Origin of the sequence: Luteolibacter luteus, from assembly GCF_012913485.1 — a bacterium.
Classification (GTDB): Bacteria; Verrucomicrobiota; Verrucomicrobiia; order Verrucomicrobiales; family Akkermansiaceae; genus Haloferula; species Haloferula lutea.
The window spans coordinates 5,791,612-5,810,810 of sequence record NZ_CP051774.1 but is presented as its reverse complement, the minus strand read 5'-3'; the positions used below and the strand labels follow the sequence as shown (position 1 = coordinate 5,810,810).

At 60.4% G+C, this 19,199-nt stretch carries 12 protein-coding genes; 3 read left to right on the top strand and 9 right to left on the bottom strand.

The features are described 5' to 3' along the window. The first annotated feature begins 84 nt into the window (after window positions 1-84). The gene (locus HHL09_RS23970; RefSeq protein WP_169457196.1) at window positions 85-3,609 is read left to right on the top strand and encodes a LamG-like jellyroll fold domain-containing protein; all 3,525 of its coding nucleotides are present in this window, start codon (window positions 85-87) and stop codon (window positions 3,607-3,609) included. Between the two features lie 51 nt (window positions 3,610-3,660). Here the strand turns inward: HHL09_RS23970 and HHL09_RS23965 are convergent, their stop codons facing one another. After that, window positions 3,661-4,236 (bottom strand): YdeI/OmpD-associated family protein, encoded by a 576-nt coding sequence (locus HHL09_RS23965; protein ID WP_169457195.1) that lies wholly within the window; start codon window positions 4,234-4,236, stop codon window positions 3,661-3,663. Window positions 4,237-4,260: 24 nt separating this feature from the next. Next, window positions 4,261-4,785: a DUF1801 domain-containing protein gene (locus HHL09_RS23960; RefSeq protein ID WP_169457194.1), complete on the bottom strand. Its 525-nt coding sequence runs from the start codon at window positions 4,783-4,785 to the stop codon at window positions 4,261-4,263. Between the two features lie 299 nt (window positions 4,786-5,084). Here HHL09_RS23960 and HHL09_RS23955 point away from each other — a divergent pair, with 299 nt between their 5' ends. After that, complete coding sequence (locus HHL09_RS23955; RefSeq protein ID WP_169457193.1) at window positions 5,085-5,978, top strand: hypothetical protein; 894 nt, start codon at window positions 5,085-5,087, stop codon at window positions 5,976-5,978. 30 nt (window positions 5,979-6,008) lie between these two features. Here HHL09_RS23955 and HHL09_RS23950 read toward each other — a convergent pair whose 3' ends face one another. The 6 genes from HHL09_RS23950 to HHL09_RS23925 form a co-directional block, all read right to left on the bottom strand. Next, window positions 6,009-6,713 (bottom strand): hypothetical protein, encoded by a 705-nt coding sequence (locus HHL09_RS23950; protein WP_169457192.1) that lies wholly within the window; start codon window positions 6,711-6,713, stop codon window positions 6,009-6,011. Between the two features lie 23 nt (window positions 6,714-6,736). After that, on the bottom strand, window positions 6,737-10,441 hold the full coding sequence (locus HHL09_RS23945) for a hypothetical protein (RefSeq protein WP_169457191.1): 3,705 nt from the start codon (window positions 10,439-10,441) through the stop codon (window positions 6,737-6,739). Between the two features lie 263 nt (window positions 10,442-10,704). Then, entirely contained in the window at window positions 10,705-13,878 is a 3,174-nt protein-coding gene (locus HHL09_RS23940) for a LamG-like jellyroll fold domain-containing protein (protein ID WP_169457190.1), read from the bottom strand. Between the two features lie 442 nt (window positions 13,879-14,320). Then, window positions 14,321-14,953, bottom strand: coding sequence for a response regulator (locus HHL09_RS23935; protein ID WP_169457189.1), 633 nt, complete (start codon window positions 14,951-14,953; stop codon window positions 14,321-14,323). Between the two features lie 30 nt (window positions 14,954-14,983). Next, window positions 14,984-16,642 carry a sensor histidine kinase gene (locus tag HHL09_RS23930; protein WP_169457188.1) on the bottom strand — a complete coding sequence of 553 codons (1,659 nt, stop codon included), beginning with the start codon at window positions 16,640-16,642 and terminating at the stop codon, window positions 14,984-14,986. Between the two features lie 48 nt (window positions 16,643-16,690). Beyond that, on the bottom strand, window positions 16,691-17,023 hold the full coding sequence (locus HHL09_RS23925; protein WP_169457187.1) for a hypothetical protein: 333 nt from the start codon (window positions 17,021-17,023) through the stop codon (window positions 16,691-16,693). 145 nt (window positions 17,024-17,168) lie between these two features. Here HHL09_RS23925 and HHL09_RS23920 point away from each other — a divergent pair, with 145 nt between their 5' ends. Then, window positions 17,169-18,059: a sugar phosphate isomerase/epimerase family protein gene (locus HHL09_RS23920; RefSeq protein WP_169457186.1), complete on the top strand. Its 891-nt coding sequence runs from the start codon at window positions 17,169-17,171 to the stop codon at window positions 18,057-18,059. A gap of 235 nt (window positions 18,060-18,294) precedes the next feature. Here the strand turns inward: HHL09_RS23920 and HHL09_RS23915 are convergent, their stop codons facing one another. Next, window positions 18,295-19,125: a rhomboid family intramembrane serine protease gene (locus tag HHL09_RS23915; RefSeq protein WP_169457185.1), complete on the bottom strand. Its 831-nt coding sequence runs from the start codon at window positions 19,123-19,125 to the stop codon at window positions 18,295-18,297. Between the last annotated feature and the right edge of the window lie 74 nt (window positions 19,126-19,199).

The window sequence follows — 19,199 nt, the reverse complement described above, 5'->3', positions numbered from 1 at the left end:
ATCGAAGGATGCGGAACCCAAGCGCATCACCATCGACGAGGAGCACGTTTCGTAACCCAACCCAAAAACCCAAGCAGACCATCCATGTCCTTCCGGACCTTGGCCCGATCCGCCCTATTGCTCGCCGCCGCTTCCTCCGCGCGCGCCGACGTCACCTACACGCTGAACCTAGGATCTTCGGCAAACGAGCAGCAGGTCGCCGCATCCGTGGCCACCGCGGCACAGCTCGTGAATACCTACGGCTCTTTCAACAAGCACTGGAATGTCTTTTACAATTCCGGGATTCCCACTGCCGAAGGAAACTATGATGGCTACATGGGCTACGGTAGCCAGCGCACGGTCCGGACGGTGCTGCATGAAGGTGGTCATACCTTCGGCATGGGCACGGGCCCGAACTATGGAAACCTGATCGCCGGGGGCGTCTGGAAGGGCAAGTACGGGAACCAGGTCCAATTCGACACCTACAACAACTTCGGCGATGGCCTGCATGGTGATGGCCACGCGATCTGGCCCGGTGGCTTCAATTACGAGAGCGAGGACGGCTTCATCGAGCGCATCTGGATGATCCGCATCATGGCCGGAATCCGCGCCGACATGGGCATCATGTCCTACACCAAGGAAGCACGGAACAACGCCGTGGTCCTCGGCGAAACCGCGCAATTCCGCGTGGAGTCACCCTTCGCCTACGCATGGCAGTGGTATAAGAACGGCGCACCACTGGTGAATGGAGGCGATATCTCCGGTGCCAATACCGCAACCCTTCGCATCGCGAACGCCGATGCTGCCGATGGCGGGAGCTACTACTGTGCTGCAAGCGGCGCAGGCGAGACGCTAAACTCCCGCGCACGGCAACTCTGGGTGCACAATGTTCCGCAACTCGGGCAGTGGAATTTCAACGGCACACCTGCGAACGCACTCAATGCCAACCACGGCGCGACCTTCGGCTCACCAAGCTATGCCGTCGGAAAGATCGCACAGTCTATCGACCTGGATGGCGTGGATGATTACGTGGACCTCCCCGATGCCCTGGGTCGCACGCGAGATATGACCGTGGCCACCTGGGTCAACTGGGACGGCGGCGGCGATTGGCAACGCGTCTTCGATTTCGGTACCGGCACCTATCAGTTCCTCTGCCTCACGCCGAAGGCCGGTGGAGCCGGCCTGCGTCTCGCGCTGCGCGATGCGATCAATGGCAAAAGCGCGGAGTATCAGGTGAATTCCGCCACCTTGCCGACCGGCCAGTGGGTCCACCTCGCTGCGGTTCTGCGTGGGAACTACATGAGCCTTTACGTGAACGGCAAGCCGGTGGGCTCCACCTTCGGCATCGAAAGCAGCCCCGCGGACTTCCCCGCCACGAACAACTACATCGGCAAGAGCCAGTTCAACGATCCCTACTTCAACGGCCGCATAGATGATTTCCGCCTCTATGCGAAGGCGCTCGACGGCCCCGAGATCTGGAGCCTCTGGGGACAAAGCGCGAACCAAGCACCCGTCTTCTCGACATCGCTGATCACGCTTCCGAACGCGAACGCGCTCATTCCTTACGCTTCGCAATCGATCGCATCCTTCGCGACAGACGCCGACTCGGACACGCTTACTTTCACCAAACTGAACGGCCCGGCGTGGCTCACGGTCGCCGCGAATGGCATGCTCTCCGGCCAGCCGGGTTCGGGTGATGGCGGCGAAAACACCTTCGTGGTCCGGGTGAGCGATCCCAGCGGTGCGACATCGGATGCGACATTGAAATTACAGGTCTTCGCCCCGCTTTCCGCCCCGGTGACTTCCAGCCAGACCTCTCCGGTGGCGGATAGCGATGATGCGTATTATCTGGCGACCAACATCACCGAGGGCAACACCATCGGTGGAACGACCAACTCCCCCGACAACGATGCGCTGACCTACGTCGCGGAAGACCGAACGAGCAAGGGTCAGACCTTCACCACCGGTGCAAATCCGCAGGGCTACTCGCTGCAGTCCTTCACCTTCGCACATGTCGGCTGGCCGGTCTTCACGAGCAATGGCACCTCCTACGACATCCAACCGGGAGACCAGTGGGAGTTCCAGATCGGCACGGTGACCGGCACCACCAAGACGCCGCTGCTCAAGTATAGCGCCACCTATGATGGTGCCGCGATCACCGGCAGTGGTACGAGTGGCACGGGGCGCTATCTCACTTTCAATGTTTCCGGGATGGGTGTGCAGCTTTCGCCAAGCACCACTTACTACTTCGAGATCGCGCCGCTCAGCGGTGATCCATTCTTCGAGCTGAGCAGCGCGAAGAATGGCAACTACTCGGGCGGCACCGCCTTCCGGGGCAACACAAACGGCACGATCGGCACCTCCGCGACCCCGCTCTCCGGCGACTATGTCTTCCTTGCAAATTTGGAAGCACGCAGCACTACGCCTGCATCAACGGTAGCCTGGTGGAACTTCGAAGAAGGCACGGCAAACACCTATGTACCCTATTCCCGCACCAGCGATGGACAATACGAAGGCAGCATCGTGGATCGCTCGGGCAATGCGAACCACCTTTCGGCCTGGACTTCAAACTGGCATTGGTATCGCGCCGAGGTGCCTGCTCCCACCACTCCGCAAACCGGAGCACCGAACACACTGAGCATGCGGAATGGCAGCAGCTTTCCCGCGGTATCGGCCATCGGCACCCCGCTCACGAACTGGAGTCCTACCGCGTGGACCATCGAAGCGACCATCCGCCCCGAGGACGCGACGAACGGCTACCAGACCTTCATCGGCCGCGATAGCCGGGGAACTTTCTCCGGAGATCCCGCGCTGGCTGCTTTCTATTTCGCCATTACTCCCACGGGAGGTTTGCGCGTGATGTTCACCGACGCCGCCGGCAACAACTGGAATGTCACCACCGGGGCCAATACCCTGCTGGATAACAAGTGGTATGCCGTCGCCGCGAACTCCGATGGCGATACCCTGTCACTCTACCTGAAGAATCTCAGCGATGGTGCCACCAGCTATACGTTGCTCGGTACTGCTGATATTTCCTCCAGCACGAATCCCGCGATTTCGACGGGTGCGGGAGATGGCGGCGACTGGGATCCGGGCGTCTTCAGCTTCGCTCGAGGTCTCTATAATGGAGGCCACACGGACCGCTTCTTCGGGAACATCGATGACGTCCGCTTTAGCAATGGCGCACTGTCTCCGGAGTCCTTCCTCTACACCACGCCGCCGCAATCGCCTACCTACGCGACCTGGGCTGCCGGCTATCCTGGCATGGGCGCGAGCAGCGGCTTCAATGATGATCCGGATGAGGACGGCATTGCCAATGGCCTCGAGAACTTCTTGGGCACGGATCCGACGACGACGAGCAAGGGCCTGCAGAACATCGGCAAGTCCGCCAGCACCTTCACCTTCCAGCACACGCAGAACGGTGCACCGGCCAGCGATCTCACCGCGCGCTACCGGTGGTCCTCCGATTTGCAGAACTGGAATGTTTCCGGTGCTACCCTCGGCGGCACGACCGTTACCTTCGTGGCCACTCCGAATACCCCGGCACCCGGCACCACCACCGTCACTGCGACGATTGCTGGGAACACTTCGGCAAAAATCTTCGTGGATCTTCAGGTGACTCAGCCATGAGCGGAAAAGATCCGGGCTCCTAGGAGCGGAGCCCGGAGAAAGCGCATCCTCTCAATCCATCATCCCCTTCCCCGCCAGGATCTTCTCGACACACTTCTCGATCCGGGAGGCGCGGGTGGCGGATTGCTTCGCCGAGGAAAAGTGCAGGATGTAGGCGCGCTGTCGTCCGGGTGTCAGCGCGTGGAAGGCCTTCTTCAAGGCAGGCTGCGCCTTGAACTTGGCTTCAAGCTCCGCAGGGATGGGCTCGGGCTCCTTCTTGAACTCCACTTCCAGCCCCGACTTCTCGACCTCGATCGCTTCCTGGAGCCGAGCCTTGACCACCGGCTTCAGCTTCACGAGCTCCTTCAAGCTGGTGAAGACGATCCTACGCGCGCTCTGCGTGTTCTCGCCCGGCTTCTCTAACAGACCATCCGGATTACTCAGGAGCGCGCCCTTTGGAAACAGCAACGCACAGGATTCCTTGAAGCCCTGGATAATCGCCACGTTTCCCCCTTCATGAGTGTAGCAAGGCTTTCCCCACTTCATTTCCTCCTCCATGCCGCTGGCCAGGCAGAGCTTTCGCAGCTCGGTCATTTCCTCACGCCACGCGGCGGCCTTCTCCAGGAATGCGTCCACTTTCGGGTTCATGCGTCTGACATTTGATCGGTTCGCTCAGGGTTTCCAGCCGGGAATCGCAGCTGCTTGCTTCAACCATTTCGTCATCTGTTCTTCGTCGAGCACATCGTCCTCGTAAATATCGATCCACCGCGATTCCCCGCTGCGCTCCGTGCCGCCCGGTGGAATCGGCTTTAGAGACATGCCGGCAAAAAAGGTCACCTTCACGTAGCGGGTCAGCACGTGATAGGACAGGAACCAGCCCTGCCCCTCGATCCCGTAGAAGGGCGAGTTCCATTTCACCGCCTTCTTCACCTCCGGAACCGCGCGCATGATGAGATCATCAAGACGCCGCCCGAGCCCGCTCTTCCATCCCGGCATCGCGGCGATGTAGGCTTGAACCGGTGAATCGCCATCCGCCTTCGCGATCTGGGGATTGCCACCGGACAGGAGCACCACACCATCCTGGTTTTTCAAGAGCCTCTTCGGAGCCTTCTTCGCCACCGCTTTCTTCGCTACCTTCTTGGCGACGGCCTTCCTTGCGGACTTTGCCGGCTTAGATTTCGGATCTCGCTTCTTCATCGCGGGTATGGCGATCAGATGGATCGCGTCCTAACTTGCTAGGGAAGCCTCGAAGCGGGCTCAAGACGGAATCGTCGGCCTCAGATCCCGGCGAGATTAGCGAAGCGACCCGAGAGATCCCTTCCCTGTTTCACTTCGTGGGAATGACTCCCACCCGGCGCCCGAATCCGCTCCACGTTTGGAAAATGCAATTCCACTCAGCTACAAGGGATCACACGAACCTGTTAGCCCGTCGGCTCGAATGGGATTGTTTCTTCCGCCCGATTCCACTAGTCAACGATCCCATATTCTTCCTCCCCATGAAGATCCTCCCGATCCTTCTCTGCACTGCTTCCTCCTCCCTCGCACAAAGCGTTTTCACCACCGACTTCAATGGCACCCTGCCCGCGGAAATCACCCCGGGCAGCGCTCTCGCCGAAGGCGTGCAGGAATTCGCCGGGCTTGGCACCGGCAGCAATCTCTTCTCCGGCAACTTCCTCCGCAGCAGCACCGCCAATCTGGTAAAGCTCGAGCTCACCAACCTGCCCGCGCATAGCACCGCAAGCATCGGCTTCCTCTTGGCCGCAATCGACTCCCTCGACGGCACCGGCAGCTACCCCAGCGGGGACTACTTCCATATCAAGCTCGATGGCGTGACCATCTTCCGCGAGTCGCTCGCAAATGCCGTCCAGTCCCAAGTGCAAAGCTACATTCCCGCCCCCGGTGCCCAACTCGCCCGCTGGCAGGACCTTGGCTTCAGCGGCCCCGGCAGCTTCTATCGGGATAGCGCCTACAATTTCGCGCTTGAGCCGGGCCTCCGAGCCATTCCTCACAGCTCATCCACCCTCACGATCGAGTGGATCATCGAAGGCGCAGGCGTCCAGAGCCTGGGCGATGAATCATGGGCAATGGACAATCTTAGCGTCAGCCTCGATAGCCCAGCCATCCCGCAGAACCTGCGCTGGGCAAATCGGCACGTCAGCTATCCTGTGGGTACCACGCCCTATTTCACCGGCCTCATCCATGGTGCCGCCCCCTTGGCCAATGCCACCTTGCAAGCCTCCACGGACCTCGGCATTACCGATGCTTGGCAGAATCTCGTCACCCTCCCGGCAAATGCGAACGGCTCCGTGTCCTACACCGATGTCCCCGATCCTTCCGCCGCCGGATCACCCCGGAATTTCTACCGGGTAGTAACGGAGGAAGGGCCGTAAGGGTGAAAAGCCGGCAGCGAGATCCCGGCCTCAAGTTCCCGCCGGAGCAGCCGAAGCATCGGCAAGATCCTGGTAGGTATTGATCCGCGGGCGGCCCGATACCGGATCCACATACGCGAAGATCAAATACCGCATCCCCGGCAGGAAACGCAGCGAACTCTCATTCGCGATACGCCATTTCTCACCGCTTTTAAATTCGAAGATCACGGGCGCCATGTTGAAGTCATCGCGCTGCTTGGGCATCTCGTAACCATGCGTTCCCGCCGGCTTCAGCATGCCCTTGTGCTCGCCAATCACGAAGCGGATGTCACCGGGATAGAAGTTCGCCACATAGGCCCCGCCATCGGGAAAGCTCTTCGCCGAGTCTTCGATCACGAAAACCTTCCACCCGGCATTCTTGTCCGCGGCTCCCGGAGTTCCCGGCTTCTCCAGCTTCACGAAGATCACCAGAGCCGATTTCACACCGGCGGGGATATTCGCCACGGCAAAGGGCTTGCGATCCTCCGCGGAGATGAAGGGGATCTTGTTACCCTTCGCCGGACAGACGATTTTCTTCGACAACTGCGTGGTCGAAAGCGGGCAGGTAATGTCGTCGCCCGTCTCCGAGACAGCGAGCACCGAGCGATCATCCCGCTCGACGCCAAAGCTGAGGAAACGGCACTCCACCGGACGCGCGTCCTGTGCGTAGCAAGCGGAAGACACAACAAGAACGATAGCGGAAATCAGGGATCGCATGGGTTTTTCAGAAAACGCGGTTTTCAGATCTCGTCTTGCGACAACCATCGGAAAGAAACGAGCTGAAAACGCCGCCCGAAGCTCTTATTCGCCTGACTGGTCAGAGCCGCAGTGGCCACCTCCACCTTGTCGGCCGGATCGATGAATTCGGGAACGCGCTGCACCACGGCCTCGCACCACGCCACCGCGGTGCGCTTGTCCTCCCCGTCACGAGCCTCGCCATAGGAGCGGATCGTGAAGGTATCCGAACGCGGGGTCGCCGCATTGCCGAGAACCGTCAGCAGGTCAGCTTGGCTCAGATAACCGGGAGCACCTTGGTAGCTTGGTCCGGCACCCGCGGCGACATTGCGATACTTGTAATTCGAGAGCGCCGTGGCGGGAATCTCCCAACCCGCGGCGGCATCATCCGCCAGCTTCTTGTTCAGGTCCGCATTGTCGATCGCCTGCTGCAAGGCACCACGCTGCGCCATGTCGTCGGAACCCAGGCGACGATTCACAAATTCCGCCATCGACAGGAAAGGACCGCGCTCGCGCACCTGCTCCACGATTTCCTCCGCGAGCTTCTGCAACTCGTCGTCCGTGTATTCGCGGGCACCGAGCCAGTAGGCCTCGGTCGGCTCACCCCCATCCTTCTCGGAATACCCCACAGGGAGACGGAAGCGGCTGATGCGTGCCTCATTGTCGCCCGCATCGGTCGCAGGCAGATCTGTCATCGCGACCGACTTGCTGCCCTTGTTGATCAGGTTGCAAAGCGCCTCGCTATCATGAACGGAACCCAGCATCGCCTTCCATGCAGCCACGGAGGTCGAGTTCACATTGAAAGGACCATTGATCACCTGCCAAGCTGCCATCCGGGCATAGCCGTCGGAAGCCACCGCATCATCCGCCAGTTCACTCATCGGGCGACCATCCGGTGAATAGGTCATCATCCGAGGATCGGACAGCGGGATGCCGCTGATGAATTCATCCGCAATCGTCTTCGTCGTCCGGCCACCCGTTCCGAAATTCCCCGTCTGATCGGCCAGGCCCGAGAAGTAGAAATGGTCGTAAAGCGCGAGGTTCAACAGGAAAGAGTGGTCCAGTAGAGCGCCATCGCTCTGTGCCGTCACCACATCACCGGAATTCATGAGCGGATGAGCCCAGGAATTGCCAATCGGAAGGGCGAAGCGTGGCAGATAGCCGGAAGACCCGCCGGGGTTCGCCGCGTTCAACTGCGGGAAGGCCTGCAAGGGCGTGAGCGGGATGTCGTAGAGCACGCCGAACTTCAGTCCGGTATTTCCTGTCAAGCCGGTCACGAAATTGCCGCGTCCCGAAGCAGGGTCAAACTGCAACAGGTTGTTCGTTCCGTTGTCCAGACGCTGCAGGTTGATCTCATGCGAACTGTTCGAGGAGTGCCCGCTCTTGATCTTCTGCGTTGAGGCCCCCACCACCGAATGGCCGAAGCACCATGGCTTGGTCGCCAGCTTGCCGTCCTCGCCGTCCGGATTCAGGCCACCGCTCGTCGTCTTCGCCTGGGCGCTGATGATTGCGAAGGGCTTCACCGTGTTGATGTCCTTGATCTTCGTCAGCGAGTGCGAATGCATCTGCATCGTGTTGATCGAGCCCGTCTTTGGATAGGTGATCGTGCCGCCGGTCCCCAGGAGGGAATCCTGCAGGCCGGTTGGAGCTTCGTAGTCCATCTCGATCACGCTGGAGGATACCTGCGCGCCGGAGCCTACCGGCTTCGCAAACATCTCGATGGTGAACTTGTTTCTGCTCAGCGAATCCACGCTCAGCGGAGCGAACTTCAGCGTGAAATTATCCGAGGCCTTCGCACCAATGCAGCCGCCACGACCCATGTTCACGCCGTTCTCCGTTTCCTGGTCGGTATAGCGGAGACCCTTGTAGCTCGGGCAGAACCAGTCGAGGTCGAAGCCGATGCCATCGCCGCGCCAACCAGGCAGGCCATTGATCGTGAGCGTACGGCTTCCGCCGCCGGATCCGCTATCCCAGTCGGAGAAGGTGCGGTTCGTATACTCGTCCTTCCAAGTGCGATTGGGATCGATATACGGGGAGAAAAGCATCACCTCGCCCGGCAGCAGGCGGAAGGTACCGGAGCCTACCACCGGTGCCGTCGTGCTACCTGCATTGTTCTTCAGCGTCATGCCGAAGCGCTTCGAGAGATTCCCCGCTTCCGCCTGCTCATGGTAGAGCGTGTCCAGTGGTGCCGGCTCTTTCGTTTGCGGCTGGCCATTGCGGAAGACCTGGAGGGCAAAGGGCACGTTCCCGAAGACGACCTTCAGCTCGCTGAACTCCAAGGTAACGTTGTACGGGTTATGCAGGGTCACCACCGGCGTGTAGAGCAGGTGCAGCAGGTAATCGTAGGAGGAACCTGCAAAGTTCTCACCCCATGGGCCATGCAGCTGCTGATTCCGCTCCTGGTCCTTGGTGCCCGGGGTCTTCGGTGTGGTGTCGCTGACCTTCGGATAGTTGTAGATATCCCGCGTCAGCAGGCTGAAAACGAGCTGCACCTTCGCGATCGAAGGCATGAGCACCAGACCCGGCGGAGGATTCTTCTGGATCACCCCGGGGGTGCCGGTGTTCGGATCCGACCCGGTGGCCGCGCGCCAGCCGCTCGGAACCTGTGCCTTCAGCACCGGCGTGGCACCCGTGCCAGTAAGGCGCACCGTGTCCTTGTAGAGCTTTGCCAGTTGGAAGAGCGATTCCCAGCGCGGATCAGAGGGACCGGTCATGCCCAGGCGGGAGGAATATACGCCCTTGCCGGAATACACGCCCGGCAGGGAGCCGGAGTTCGTGAGCAGGTTGAAGTCTTCCTTCAAGCCGCCGGCGGCAACATCGGTGAAGAGGCCCACCGAGTGGAAAGTCACATCGTGCGAAAGGCGCTTCAGCGGCTCCTTCGTCTGTGGAGAAAGCGTCTCGGCAGCGAGACCGAAATTCAGGCGGGAGATCCCCTTCTCGATCACGGCGAAGTCCTGCGAGCCCTTCAGGAAAAACTCCCGCTCCAGCTTCTCCAGATTGTGGATCGACGAGGCATTCGGACGCACTCCCGTTCCAAGTTGTGCAGTCTGCTGGCCCTTCGAATTCGGATTGTCGACATATGGTGTATTAATGCGGGCCTTCACGCCCTCATCCATCACCGCCCAAGCATAGGCACCGCTCCGGCCGGAGAGCGTTACCTTGCTGGCTTTCACGATGTCCTGTTCCGGCACATCATCGCCCAGCGAGCCTTTGTCCCACAGCGTTGCGGGAACCTTCGCCTCGCTTTCCGCAAAACCGATCTCGGTCTGCGCCTTGCCATCATCGCTGGAGGCCAGCCAGCCGAGGAACTTCTCATTGCGCGAAGACTTTTCGTACTCCGCCGGAGATGGCGGGCTGCCCGCCTTGATCTCCCAGGATTTCCAGACGCCGGTCAGGCGCGGATTCGCGATCTTGTCATCGAGGACATCAGCACGTGCCGTCACCCGTTGATCCGGACCCGCGTGTTTCTGAAGTTCACCCAGCGCAAGCATCAAGCCCAGCCGTGCATTGGCCCGGGCGATCGCCAGGTCGTCGCCTTGCGAGGTAGCCCGCAGCGACAAGGAAGAAAGTGTCAAAAGGCCGACCGCGAGAACGGTCAGCAGAACCATCAGCGAAAGACTGATGACCAGCGCGAATCCGCGCTGTAGACGATGGGTTTTCTGCGTCCGCGAGAGGTCGCTCGAAGTGCGGCAGATCAAGGTCGATTTCATGGGTTTCCAGGGGGGCCTTGCGGCCCGGTTGACGATCGTTTTCCACATCCTTCCGATACTTGGGGCATCGGTCGGAGCGAGGGGGTGGGATATTGCGACCGGGAGACGGGCGAGTGGATCAGGGAACAAGCCCATTGTGTCCCTGATCCACTGCCTTTAACCCGATTGAGCTTTACCCTATTTGAATCCGTTCGGGAAGACCGTCATGACTCCCGGATTCGTCTTCAATTTCGTGTTCTCAATCTTCCCGCCTGCCAGCGGGATCATTGTGCGGAAATCCGCACGAAGAGCTTCGATTCGGCCAGCGAGGCAGCGCTGATCGTGACCGTCACGGTCTGCACGTCGCCGTTGGTCGCGGTGACGGATTGACCGGCGGTAGCGGTGGTGTCCTCGGTCCAGGTCACCAGGTCAGGTGAGGTCAGGACCGTGTAGTTGAGGCCGCTCGCCGTAGGCGCGAGGCGCTGATATTGGAAGACGCCGGTGGTCTTGTTCGGCAAAACCAGGATCGGGTTCGCGGAACCGCCGTCGCCCGGATTCGTGCCGAAGGCGAACTCATCGAAGTTGCTCAGGCCGTCGCCATCCGGATCGCCTCCGGAGGTCTTGTCAGACAGGCCGGGGTAGTTCGTGGAGATCCAGTTGGCGAACAGCGGGGAAGCGGCAAGAGCCTGCACCTGGTTGCTGAAGAGCTTCTGCTTGTAGATGCGGACATCGTAGAGTTGACCCACGAAGTAGTTGCCGTAGCCGCCGTTCACGTCGTTCTGACGGGCGCCGAGCGCAAGGTGACGACCGCTGGCCAGGCTCATGACTTGACCCAAGGTATTCACATCGTGCGAGAGCACACCATCGACATAGAGCGAGCGGATCCCCGTGGTCTGATCCCAGACACCGGCGTAGTGATGCCATGCCGGCTGGCCTTCGAGGATGTTGATCGTGCTGCCACGGCCATCTTCGTTGCCGAGACCGCGGATCGTGAAGCCGGCAATCGGCTCCTGATCGACCCGGCGGACCTGGTAGCCCACGCCGTTTTCACCGCCCTTTGCCACCCAAGGAGACCAAGTTCCCGGAATTCCCTTCGCCCAGAAGGCGATGGTGACGTGCTCGCGAATTCCTTCGTCGAAGGTATTCACGTAGGCGGCGTCGGTGGTCGCGCTATTGTTGATCGAGATGCCGACTTCACCGGCGCTCAGGTCGATCGACTTGCCCGTGAAGCCCGGAGGCACATCGCTGCTGTAGGTCAGCGCGGCGGCATTTCCACCCACGGCCACGCCATCGTGCGTGCCTGCAGGCGTGAAACCGGAGGTGTCCGCCAAGCTTTCCGAGCCAGCACCCCAGCGACCGACAAGAGCCAAGGCTGGATCAGGCATCACAACGGCCGACACGCTATAGGTGCGTGTGGTGGCCAAGTCCGACGACGTGATGACATAGCTCACCGGAGAGGTGAAGTTCTGCGTGCTGCCGGAGGGCTTGCTGCTCGTCGCTCCATCGCTAAGGATGAAGGTCGGTGCGAGCGTGGTCACGTTCGTGCCGAAGGGCAGCGTCATCGTGATGCTATCGCCGCTTGTCGTGATCGTGGACGGATTGGACAGCGTGAAGGACAGGATGTTCGCTTCCGGAGCCGCCGTCTCCGGCGGAGCCACGGTGGCCGGGATCGAGACATTCTCAAGTCGGGCCCAGCCCCAGCCGCCCTTGTTGTAATCGATGAAGTCGAGCGTGTAGCGCTTGCCATCGTTCACATAGGGAGCCAGCTCGGACTCGGTGAAGCTGCCGCTTTCGTAGCCACCACCGTTGCTGGAGCGGTGCTTGGCCAGGATGTAGGTATTCGTCGCCACATCGCGCAGCGCGATGCCGCTGAAGCCGCCGTCATCGATCGAATCCTGCGGAATCTCGGAAGGCCCGAGATTCGGGAAGTCGAAGTGACCCGTTCCGCCGGCCAATTGGTAGGTGAGCGGACCGGAGTTGTTCAGGTAGAAGGCTGGCGAGCGACCGAAACGGGTGCTAGCCGCGTCTGCGCCCGGACCTTCAGCCGTGCCGATACTTCCATTCGTCCACAGGTTGCCATTCACTGGCAGAGGCCAGATCTGCTTCCAACCCTGGAGGTCGGTATCGAAGTTATAGGTGAGCGGGTCCGCGGTGATGACCTGGACGTTGTAGGCTTGGGTGGTATTGTTCTCCGCCTTGATCGTGTAGGTCACCGGCGAGGTGAAGTCACGGAAGGTACCCGATGGGAAATCCGGGTCTTCGGAGGCGAAGGGAGACACTCGGTAGTTCGCGGTGATGATCGAGAGATCCGCGCTGGTTGGCACGTACTTCACGATGTTCGTTCCGGTGATCTTCGCGGCTCCGTAGCCATCCAGTTCAAAGTAGACGATGTCTTTTCCTGTCCCGGTGTTCGGGGTGACATTCGCCACCGCCGAGTACGGACCATTGCCCGCACCGTTCGTAGCCAGCACCTTGAATTCATAAGGCACGCCATTGGACAGGCTCGACTTGATGAAAGGAGGCTCCGTGACCACATCGGTCACTTCCACGTTCGTATTCAGGTTCTTGGTAGAGACCGTATAACTCGCGGCACCGGTGTTCGGCTTCCAATCCAAATGCACCTTGGAACCGCCGGGAGTGGCCACCAGTCCTGTCGGGGCGCTCTGCGGGATCAGATCGGTCACCTCGGGCTGTGTCAGCGCGTTGTTGTAGATCCGCACATCGAAGATCTGGCCGGCGAAGGGATTCTCCAAGCCATCTCCACCACCTGAACGGCCACCCAGGATCAGGTGATGGTTCGGCGCGAGGGTCATGTTCTGGCCAAAGGAATTCGTCACGACGTGCGAAACCACGCCGTCCACGTAGATCGTGCGCGTGCCCGTGCTTTGATCCCAGACCGCGGCAAAGTGACGCCACTTGATCGGGGTATTCACCGCGGTGGCGGTGCCGCCACCATCGGCATTGTCGAGACCGCGGATGGTGAAGCAGGGACCGCTGCTATTCGCAAAGCGGCGGACCTGCCAGCCGATGTTATCTTCACCGCGCTTGCCAATCCATGGCGACCAGTCGTTCGGGAATCCCTTCGCCCAGAAGGCCACGGTGAGCTGGCTGCTCACGCCTTCGTCGAAGGTGCCTTGGTAACCTGCGTCCGCGGTCGCGCTGTTTGCGATCTGGACGCCGACATTGCCTGCGGAAAGATCGACCGACTTGCCGGTGAAGCCGGGAGGCACATCGCTGCTGTAAGCAAGTGCACCGGCATTACCGCCGAATGCAACGCCATCATGGGTCCCTGGGTCGGTAAAACCGGAGACATCGGCGAGACTTTCATCCCCCGTGAACCAGCGGCCGACGAGTTCGGCACGGGCCGGTGCGGCCATGCCTAGTCCTGCCGCCGCGGCTAGCGCGAGGGATCCGAGCCTGAGGCCGGGATATTGATGAATGCTATCTATGGGTTTCATGGTAGGTATCCGGGGCTCCTCCGCTCGTGCCAGGTTCCGCACCTGCGCGGCACCAATGACATGAGACAGGGGGAAAACCGCGCGTACCGAACTTGGGCGATCCGGGCACTCGCGGTGATAACGTATGGTGCCGAATTTATGGGAAACCGATAGTCCCCAAAACGGGGACAACTCGCTTTTCAAAAATCACAACACACTAATCACCAATCCACTAAACAACATCTATCATACAGGATAAGCTCCTGAGCCTTTATCACGCTCATGATAAATCGGACAATTGGAGGAGGGATTCACAGATCGAACAAATTCGATGGATTTCCCTCACCTCCAAGCGCCGGCCCGGAGCGACCGGATCCTCTGAATCCGTCCCCGAATCCTTCCACCCCCGCGAAGCCCTGCAGCAGTGCCGCAGGACGACAAAACCGCACTCCCCCGCCCCTTCTCAGGAGCGGAACTTGATGATCGCCTCCACCTTGCTGCGCACGTGCAGCTTGATGCAGATACGCTTCACATAAGTACGAACAGTCTCCATTGAGATATCCAACTGATCGGCCACCTCCTTGTAAATGTAGCCGGAGGCGAGCAGGCGAAGCACGTCCTTTTCGCGAGGCGTCAGCTTCTCGTTCTCGTCCTCGATGTCCTTCTCCGCTCGGAAATACTGCGCTACCTTCCGGGCAATGTGGCTCGAAAATGGAGCCCCTCCAGAATACACGTCGCGGATCGCATTGTAGATATCATCCGGCGTGCTGGACTTCAGAAGATAGCCGCTGGCACCCTCCTTCAGGGCCCTGAAAATATTATCATCCACATCGTAGGCGGTGAGCATCACCACCTCCAGGCGGGGCAGGCGCTTCTTCAAATCGCGGATGCAATCGATGCCGGAAATGCCCGGCAGGTTCACGTCCATGAGTACCACGTCCGGGTGGTACGCCGGGATCCTTTCCAGCGCTTCCTCCGCGGACGACACCGCACACAGGCAGGTGATGTCGTCCGGGATGTCGAGAATCTTGATCAGGTGCTCCTGCAGCCGGGTGTCGTCTTCGACTACAACGACCGTTTTCTTGCCGGGTATCATTTCGGGAAATCTTGGTTGTACTAAGGAGGCTCAGGAAAGCGGGGCTTCAAGCGAGATTTCCAAGCCTTCCGTGCCTTGCGGCTGCATGATGCACTTGCCCCGGATGGCGGCCATCCGCTGGCTGATGCTCTCGAGGCCCAGGCCGCTTTTGCCGCCAGGGTCGCGGGTAATGCCGACGCCGTTGTCGGCGATGGTGATCTTCAGAACGTTTTCATCAAGCCGGATTGTCATTTTGATCTCCGTGGCGTGTGAATGCTTCAGCACGTTGTTGATCGCCTCCTTCACGGCGAGGCTGACATTGTGCCGGAAATCGTGGCCGATCTGGCGATTCTCGAAGGTCGACATCGCATCGATCCGGCAGCGAATTTCTGCCAAGCGGCAAAGTTCGCTGACCAGGCGGCAGAGGAAATCGACCAGCGCTTCCAGGTCGTTGTTCTTCGGATTCAGCATCCACACCGTCTCGGAAAGCGCGCCGATGAGCTCGCGGGACATCCCGGTGATCTGGTGGAAGGTCTGCCTCGCCTCGTCATCGGAGCTCTTGCTTTCCGCATACGCGCCGAGCAGCGAGATGTGGGACAGCCGCGTGCCCAAGTCATCGTGCAGATCGCGTGCAATGCGCAGGCGCTCGTCGGAGATCAGCTGCGCCTGCTGCAAGTGGCGGCGGATCCGGCGGCGGATGAGCTGGCGCCCGGCGAGGCTCGCCACGATCGCAATCCCCGCCGCACACAGCCCCCAGAACCAGACACTCTTCCAATAGGGCAACGGCACGTAGACGGAGAGCGCGGTGATCGTGTTCACCGGATCTCCCGTGATCGTGAGATCCTCCACCAGAAAGCGGTAGTGTCCTGCCGGCAAGCGGTCGTAACCGGTCCCGAAGGAGCCGCCGGAGCCGAGGCTGTAGGCTTCCTTCCAAGTCGCTTCAAGGGTTTCCCCGGGCACCAGTTTCGGCAGCGCATGGATGTCCGTGGCCCAGTCCGCGTGGCGGGAAAGGTCATTGTCCATGATCACCAGCACGGGCGACTTGGGATCACCTTCCTCCAGGTGCAGCGCCGAGGCCATGGAAGGATGCGTGCCGGATTTGATCCAGAAATGCGGCTGCGGGTCAGCCGCGCGGCTATCCTTCATCAGGACTCGCGGGGCCACGCCTTCGCCCCCCACTGCGTTGATATCGATCGCCGTCGCCGCATAGGCACCCACCAGCGATGGCGGACCGGCGGAGGAAATGGTCACGGCCAGATACACGGCATCCGGCGGCACTTTGAAGGTCTCCTTCCGCGGAGTGAAGGTGGAGTCCTCCACGCTCGTCTTCCACCCCGGACTGCGTCCGTGCATTGGATAGGACACCTGCGACACCTGATCACCGCGTTCATTGAGGAAGCGGATGATGAAAAGCATGTCCGCCGTCCGCAGCACCCAATCGGGATCGATGCCCTCGAGCTTGTAGCGCACGAAAGGCGCGCCCGGACGAACATAGAAGCTGAGGTTGGTCGTGGTAGGCGGCACCGTGATCTCCGGCCCGTACTGGGGCGTCGTCGCATGATCGACGAAGAGTTCGATCGAAGTTGGAGCCGCGTCCGCCACGCTGCCGGAAAGGAGCAGCGGCAACACCGGAAGCATCTTGGCAAAGGAAGTCACCACGGGACTCCATCGCAGGAAGCCACGTGGCAGAGAAAGCGCGGCGCATGTCATGAGTGGGAGAGAAGCATCCATCACCAGCCCTGCCATCATCAATCGAATTCATTCGGCTGGCAGTTTCTTCAATCCTGCGAGCTGATCCTTCCGGGACCAGATCCCGAGGCCGAAGAGCCCCACCACCCCGAACAGGCATGACGCCAGCGAAGAGTTGGTGACCAGCGAGCTTCGCCGCTCGCGTTCCTTGCGATAGTTCACCAGTGCCGTGTCCACCGCTTCGAGTAGAATGGGATCGACGGAAGACCCAGCTTCCTTGGCGACCTGGCTCAAGCGATAGATCGCATTCGGCTTCGAATCGAACTGCATCATTGAGGACATGGACAGGGAGACGCCGTTCAGAAACGATGCGATCGAAACAATCAGGAAAAGAAGCTTCATGCCTAGGACTCCCTGCATGATCAGACGGTGGCTCTCTCTCACACAATTCGGAATCGCTGACACTATCCATGATAGCGTTTAACGGCCGCCCATCCCCCTCACTTCTTCATTGCGGAACCCAAGCCCTCAGCCACCCTTCCCGATCATGGACCGTCGGAATTTCATCGCTCGCACTGCCTTGGCCGTCTCTAGCAGCATCGCCGCACCAGCACTGGCCGCGGAGTCAGCCACCGCTGGAAGCAGGCCTTACTTCGCTTTCACGAAGACTCTTGAAAAGCTGCCCTTCGACGAACTCGCCACCAAGATCGCCGCTCTTGGCGTCGCGGGTCTTGAAGCTCCGATCCGCAAGGGCGGCCACATCGAACCGAACGAAGCAGGCGAGAAGCTCCCGCTCTTCGTCGAGGCGTTGAAGAAGCACAACCTCAAGCTCGGCATCCTCACCACCGACATCGTGAAGGCCGACAAGGAGAGCGAGCAATTGCTCCGCACCGCCGCCGGACTTGGGGTCAAGCAATACCGCCTCGGCCCTTACTTCTACGATCTCAAGAAGCCCATCGCCCCGCAGGTCGCGAATGTCGCAGCCGCACTCAAGGACCTCGCCGCGATGAACAAAGATATCGGCATGCAAGCCCAGTTCCAGAATCACCGCGGCAACAACCGCGTGGGCTCACCGATCTGGGATGTGCTCGAAGCCATGGAAGGCATCGACCCTGCGCAGCTGGGCCTCGCCTTCGACTTCGCCCATGCGACCGTGGAGGGGGTGAATGCCTGGGAGCTGAATCTCCGCCGGGCCGCACCTCAGGTCGTGGCCGTTTACTTCAAGGATTATCAGCTCTCCGGCAGCGAGCAAACGCCTTGCCCGCTCGGCGAAGGCGCCGTGGGACCGAGATCCGCCAAGGTGGTGAAGGAAATCCTGCCGCCTAACACACCGATCTCCCTGCACGTGGAATACATCCCGGATGGCAAGGACCGGACAGAGCGCACGCTGGAGGCAATGAAGAAGGACTTTGCGACCCTCGACAAATGGCTCGCTTGATCCGAGCCGCCCTGATCCTTGCCCTTGCTCCACCATACTACGAAACGCCTCCCGGCGGGACAGCATCGCCAGGGAGACGTTCGCTATTCGGGGAGGGGAAATCGTCATCTTTCCCCTGCATGACGTAACATCGCACCAACTATCGACCCTTCAAACGGAATTTTCACGTGTCTCCCAACAGGCCTGATTCAGCCAAGCCCTTCTCATCCCGACGCGAGAGGGGCTGCCGGGACTTTCACATCCGCCTTACTGCGAACCACCCCAAGACCGTCCCGCATGCGGAACCAAGGAAGTGACCGAGCACATCGGTATTTTCGCCGCTCGTTCCCCACCAACTCACCATCATCACTCCGGCCAACAAGGGGGCAACCAAAGGCCGGAACTCCCGGTAGCTCCGATGCCGCCAAGCAAGCCGTGTCGAGTGGCCGACCAGGATTCCCAGCGCGCCGAAGGTCGCGGTAGACGCACCGAGGGACAAGAACGACTCGGGATAGTGCAGCCACGCGTTGAGGAAATTCGCCAGCATGCCCGCCAACAAGATCAAGGGCCAGGCCCTCCAGGCGCCGATCACCTTCGCCACCATGATGCAGAAAAGACCGCCGATCGCGACATTCCCCAAAAGGTGCGCCGCGTCCGCATGAAGAAACAGCGAAGTGAAGGGTCGCCACCACTCCTTGCCATCGATCACACCCAAGCTTGAATTGCAAAAGCGGTCTGAAAGCGATTCGTCCCGCAATTGCCACAAGAAGGTCCCCAGCAGCGTGAACATCCACGCCATCAGCAGGTCCAGGCCCACGGGGAAAAGCGGATGGTCCACCTGCTCGCGGCGCTCGGACTGCTCTTCAGCGTAGAGCTGGTATTCGTGACGGATCGCCCCGGCATGCGCCGGATCCGCCAGCACCGCATAGTTCCCCTGTGCGGGCAGGATCCAGCACTCCAGGTTCATCGCCAGCACCACCAGGGCATGCTCGCTCGCCTCGCCCAGCGACGGCCAGACACCCACCGGAACGAGCTCGGGTTCCGGCTCGGGGCTGCTGAAATCGCTGTCGATCATTGATGGCATCATGCACCCATTTCCCGGGCCTGCAACCCGTCTCCTGCGGAGGCAGCGCGCCACCGGCAATCCGGAGCGATCCTCCT

Coding starts and splice junctions, on each gene's coding strand:
- HHL09_RS23970 (WP_169457196.1), top strand. CDS start 85: ATGTCCTTCCGGACCTTGGCCCGATCCGCCCTATTGCTCGCCGCCGCT.
- HHL09_RS23965 (WP_169457195.1), bottom strand. CDS start 4,236: ATGAACCCGAAAGTGGACGCATTCCTGGAGAAGGCCGCCGCGTGGCGT.
- HHL09_RS23960 (WP_169457194.1), bottom strand. CDS start 4,785: ATGAAGAAGCGAGATCCGAAATCTAAGCCGGCAAAGTCCGCAAGGAAG.
- HHL09_RS23955 (WP_169457193.1), top strand. CDS start 5,085: ATGAAGATCCTCCCGATCCTTCTCTGCACTGCTTCCTCCTCCCTCGCA.
- HHL09_RS23950 (WP_169457192.1), bottom strand. CDS start 6,713: ATGCGATCCCTGATTTCCGCTATCGTTCTTGTTGTGTCTTCCGCTTGC.
- HHL09_RS23945 (WP_169457191.1), bottom strand. CDS start 10,441: ATGAAATCGACCTTGATCTGCCGCACTTCGAGCGACCTCTCGCGGACG.
- HHL09_RS23940 (WP_169457190.1), bottom strand. CDS start 13,878: ATGAAACCCATAGATAGCATTCATCAATATCCCGGCCTCAGGCTCGGA.
- HHL09_RS23935 (WP_169457189.1), bottom strand. CDS start 14,953: ATGATACCCGGCAAGAAAACGGTCGTTGTAGTCGAAGACGACACCCGG.
- HHL09_RS23930 (WP_169457188.1), bottom strand. CDS start 16,642: ATGACATGCGCCGCGCTTTCTCTGCCACGTGGCTTCCTGCGATGGAGT.
- HHL09_RS23925 (WP_169457187.1), bottom strand. CDS start 17,023: ATGAAGCTTCTTTTCCTGATTGTTTCGATCGCATCGTTTCTGAACGGC.
- HHL09_RS23920 (WP_169457186.1), top strand. CDS start 17,169: ATGGACCGTCGGAATTTCATCGCTCGCACTGCCTTGGCCGTCTCTAGC.
- HHL09_RS23915 (WP_169457185.1), bottom strand. CDS start 19,125: ATGATGCCATCAATGATCGACAGCGATTTCAGCAGCCCCGAGCCGGAA.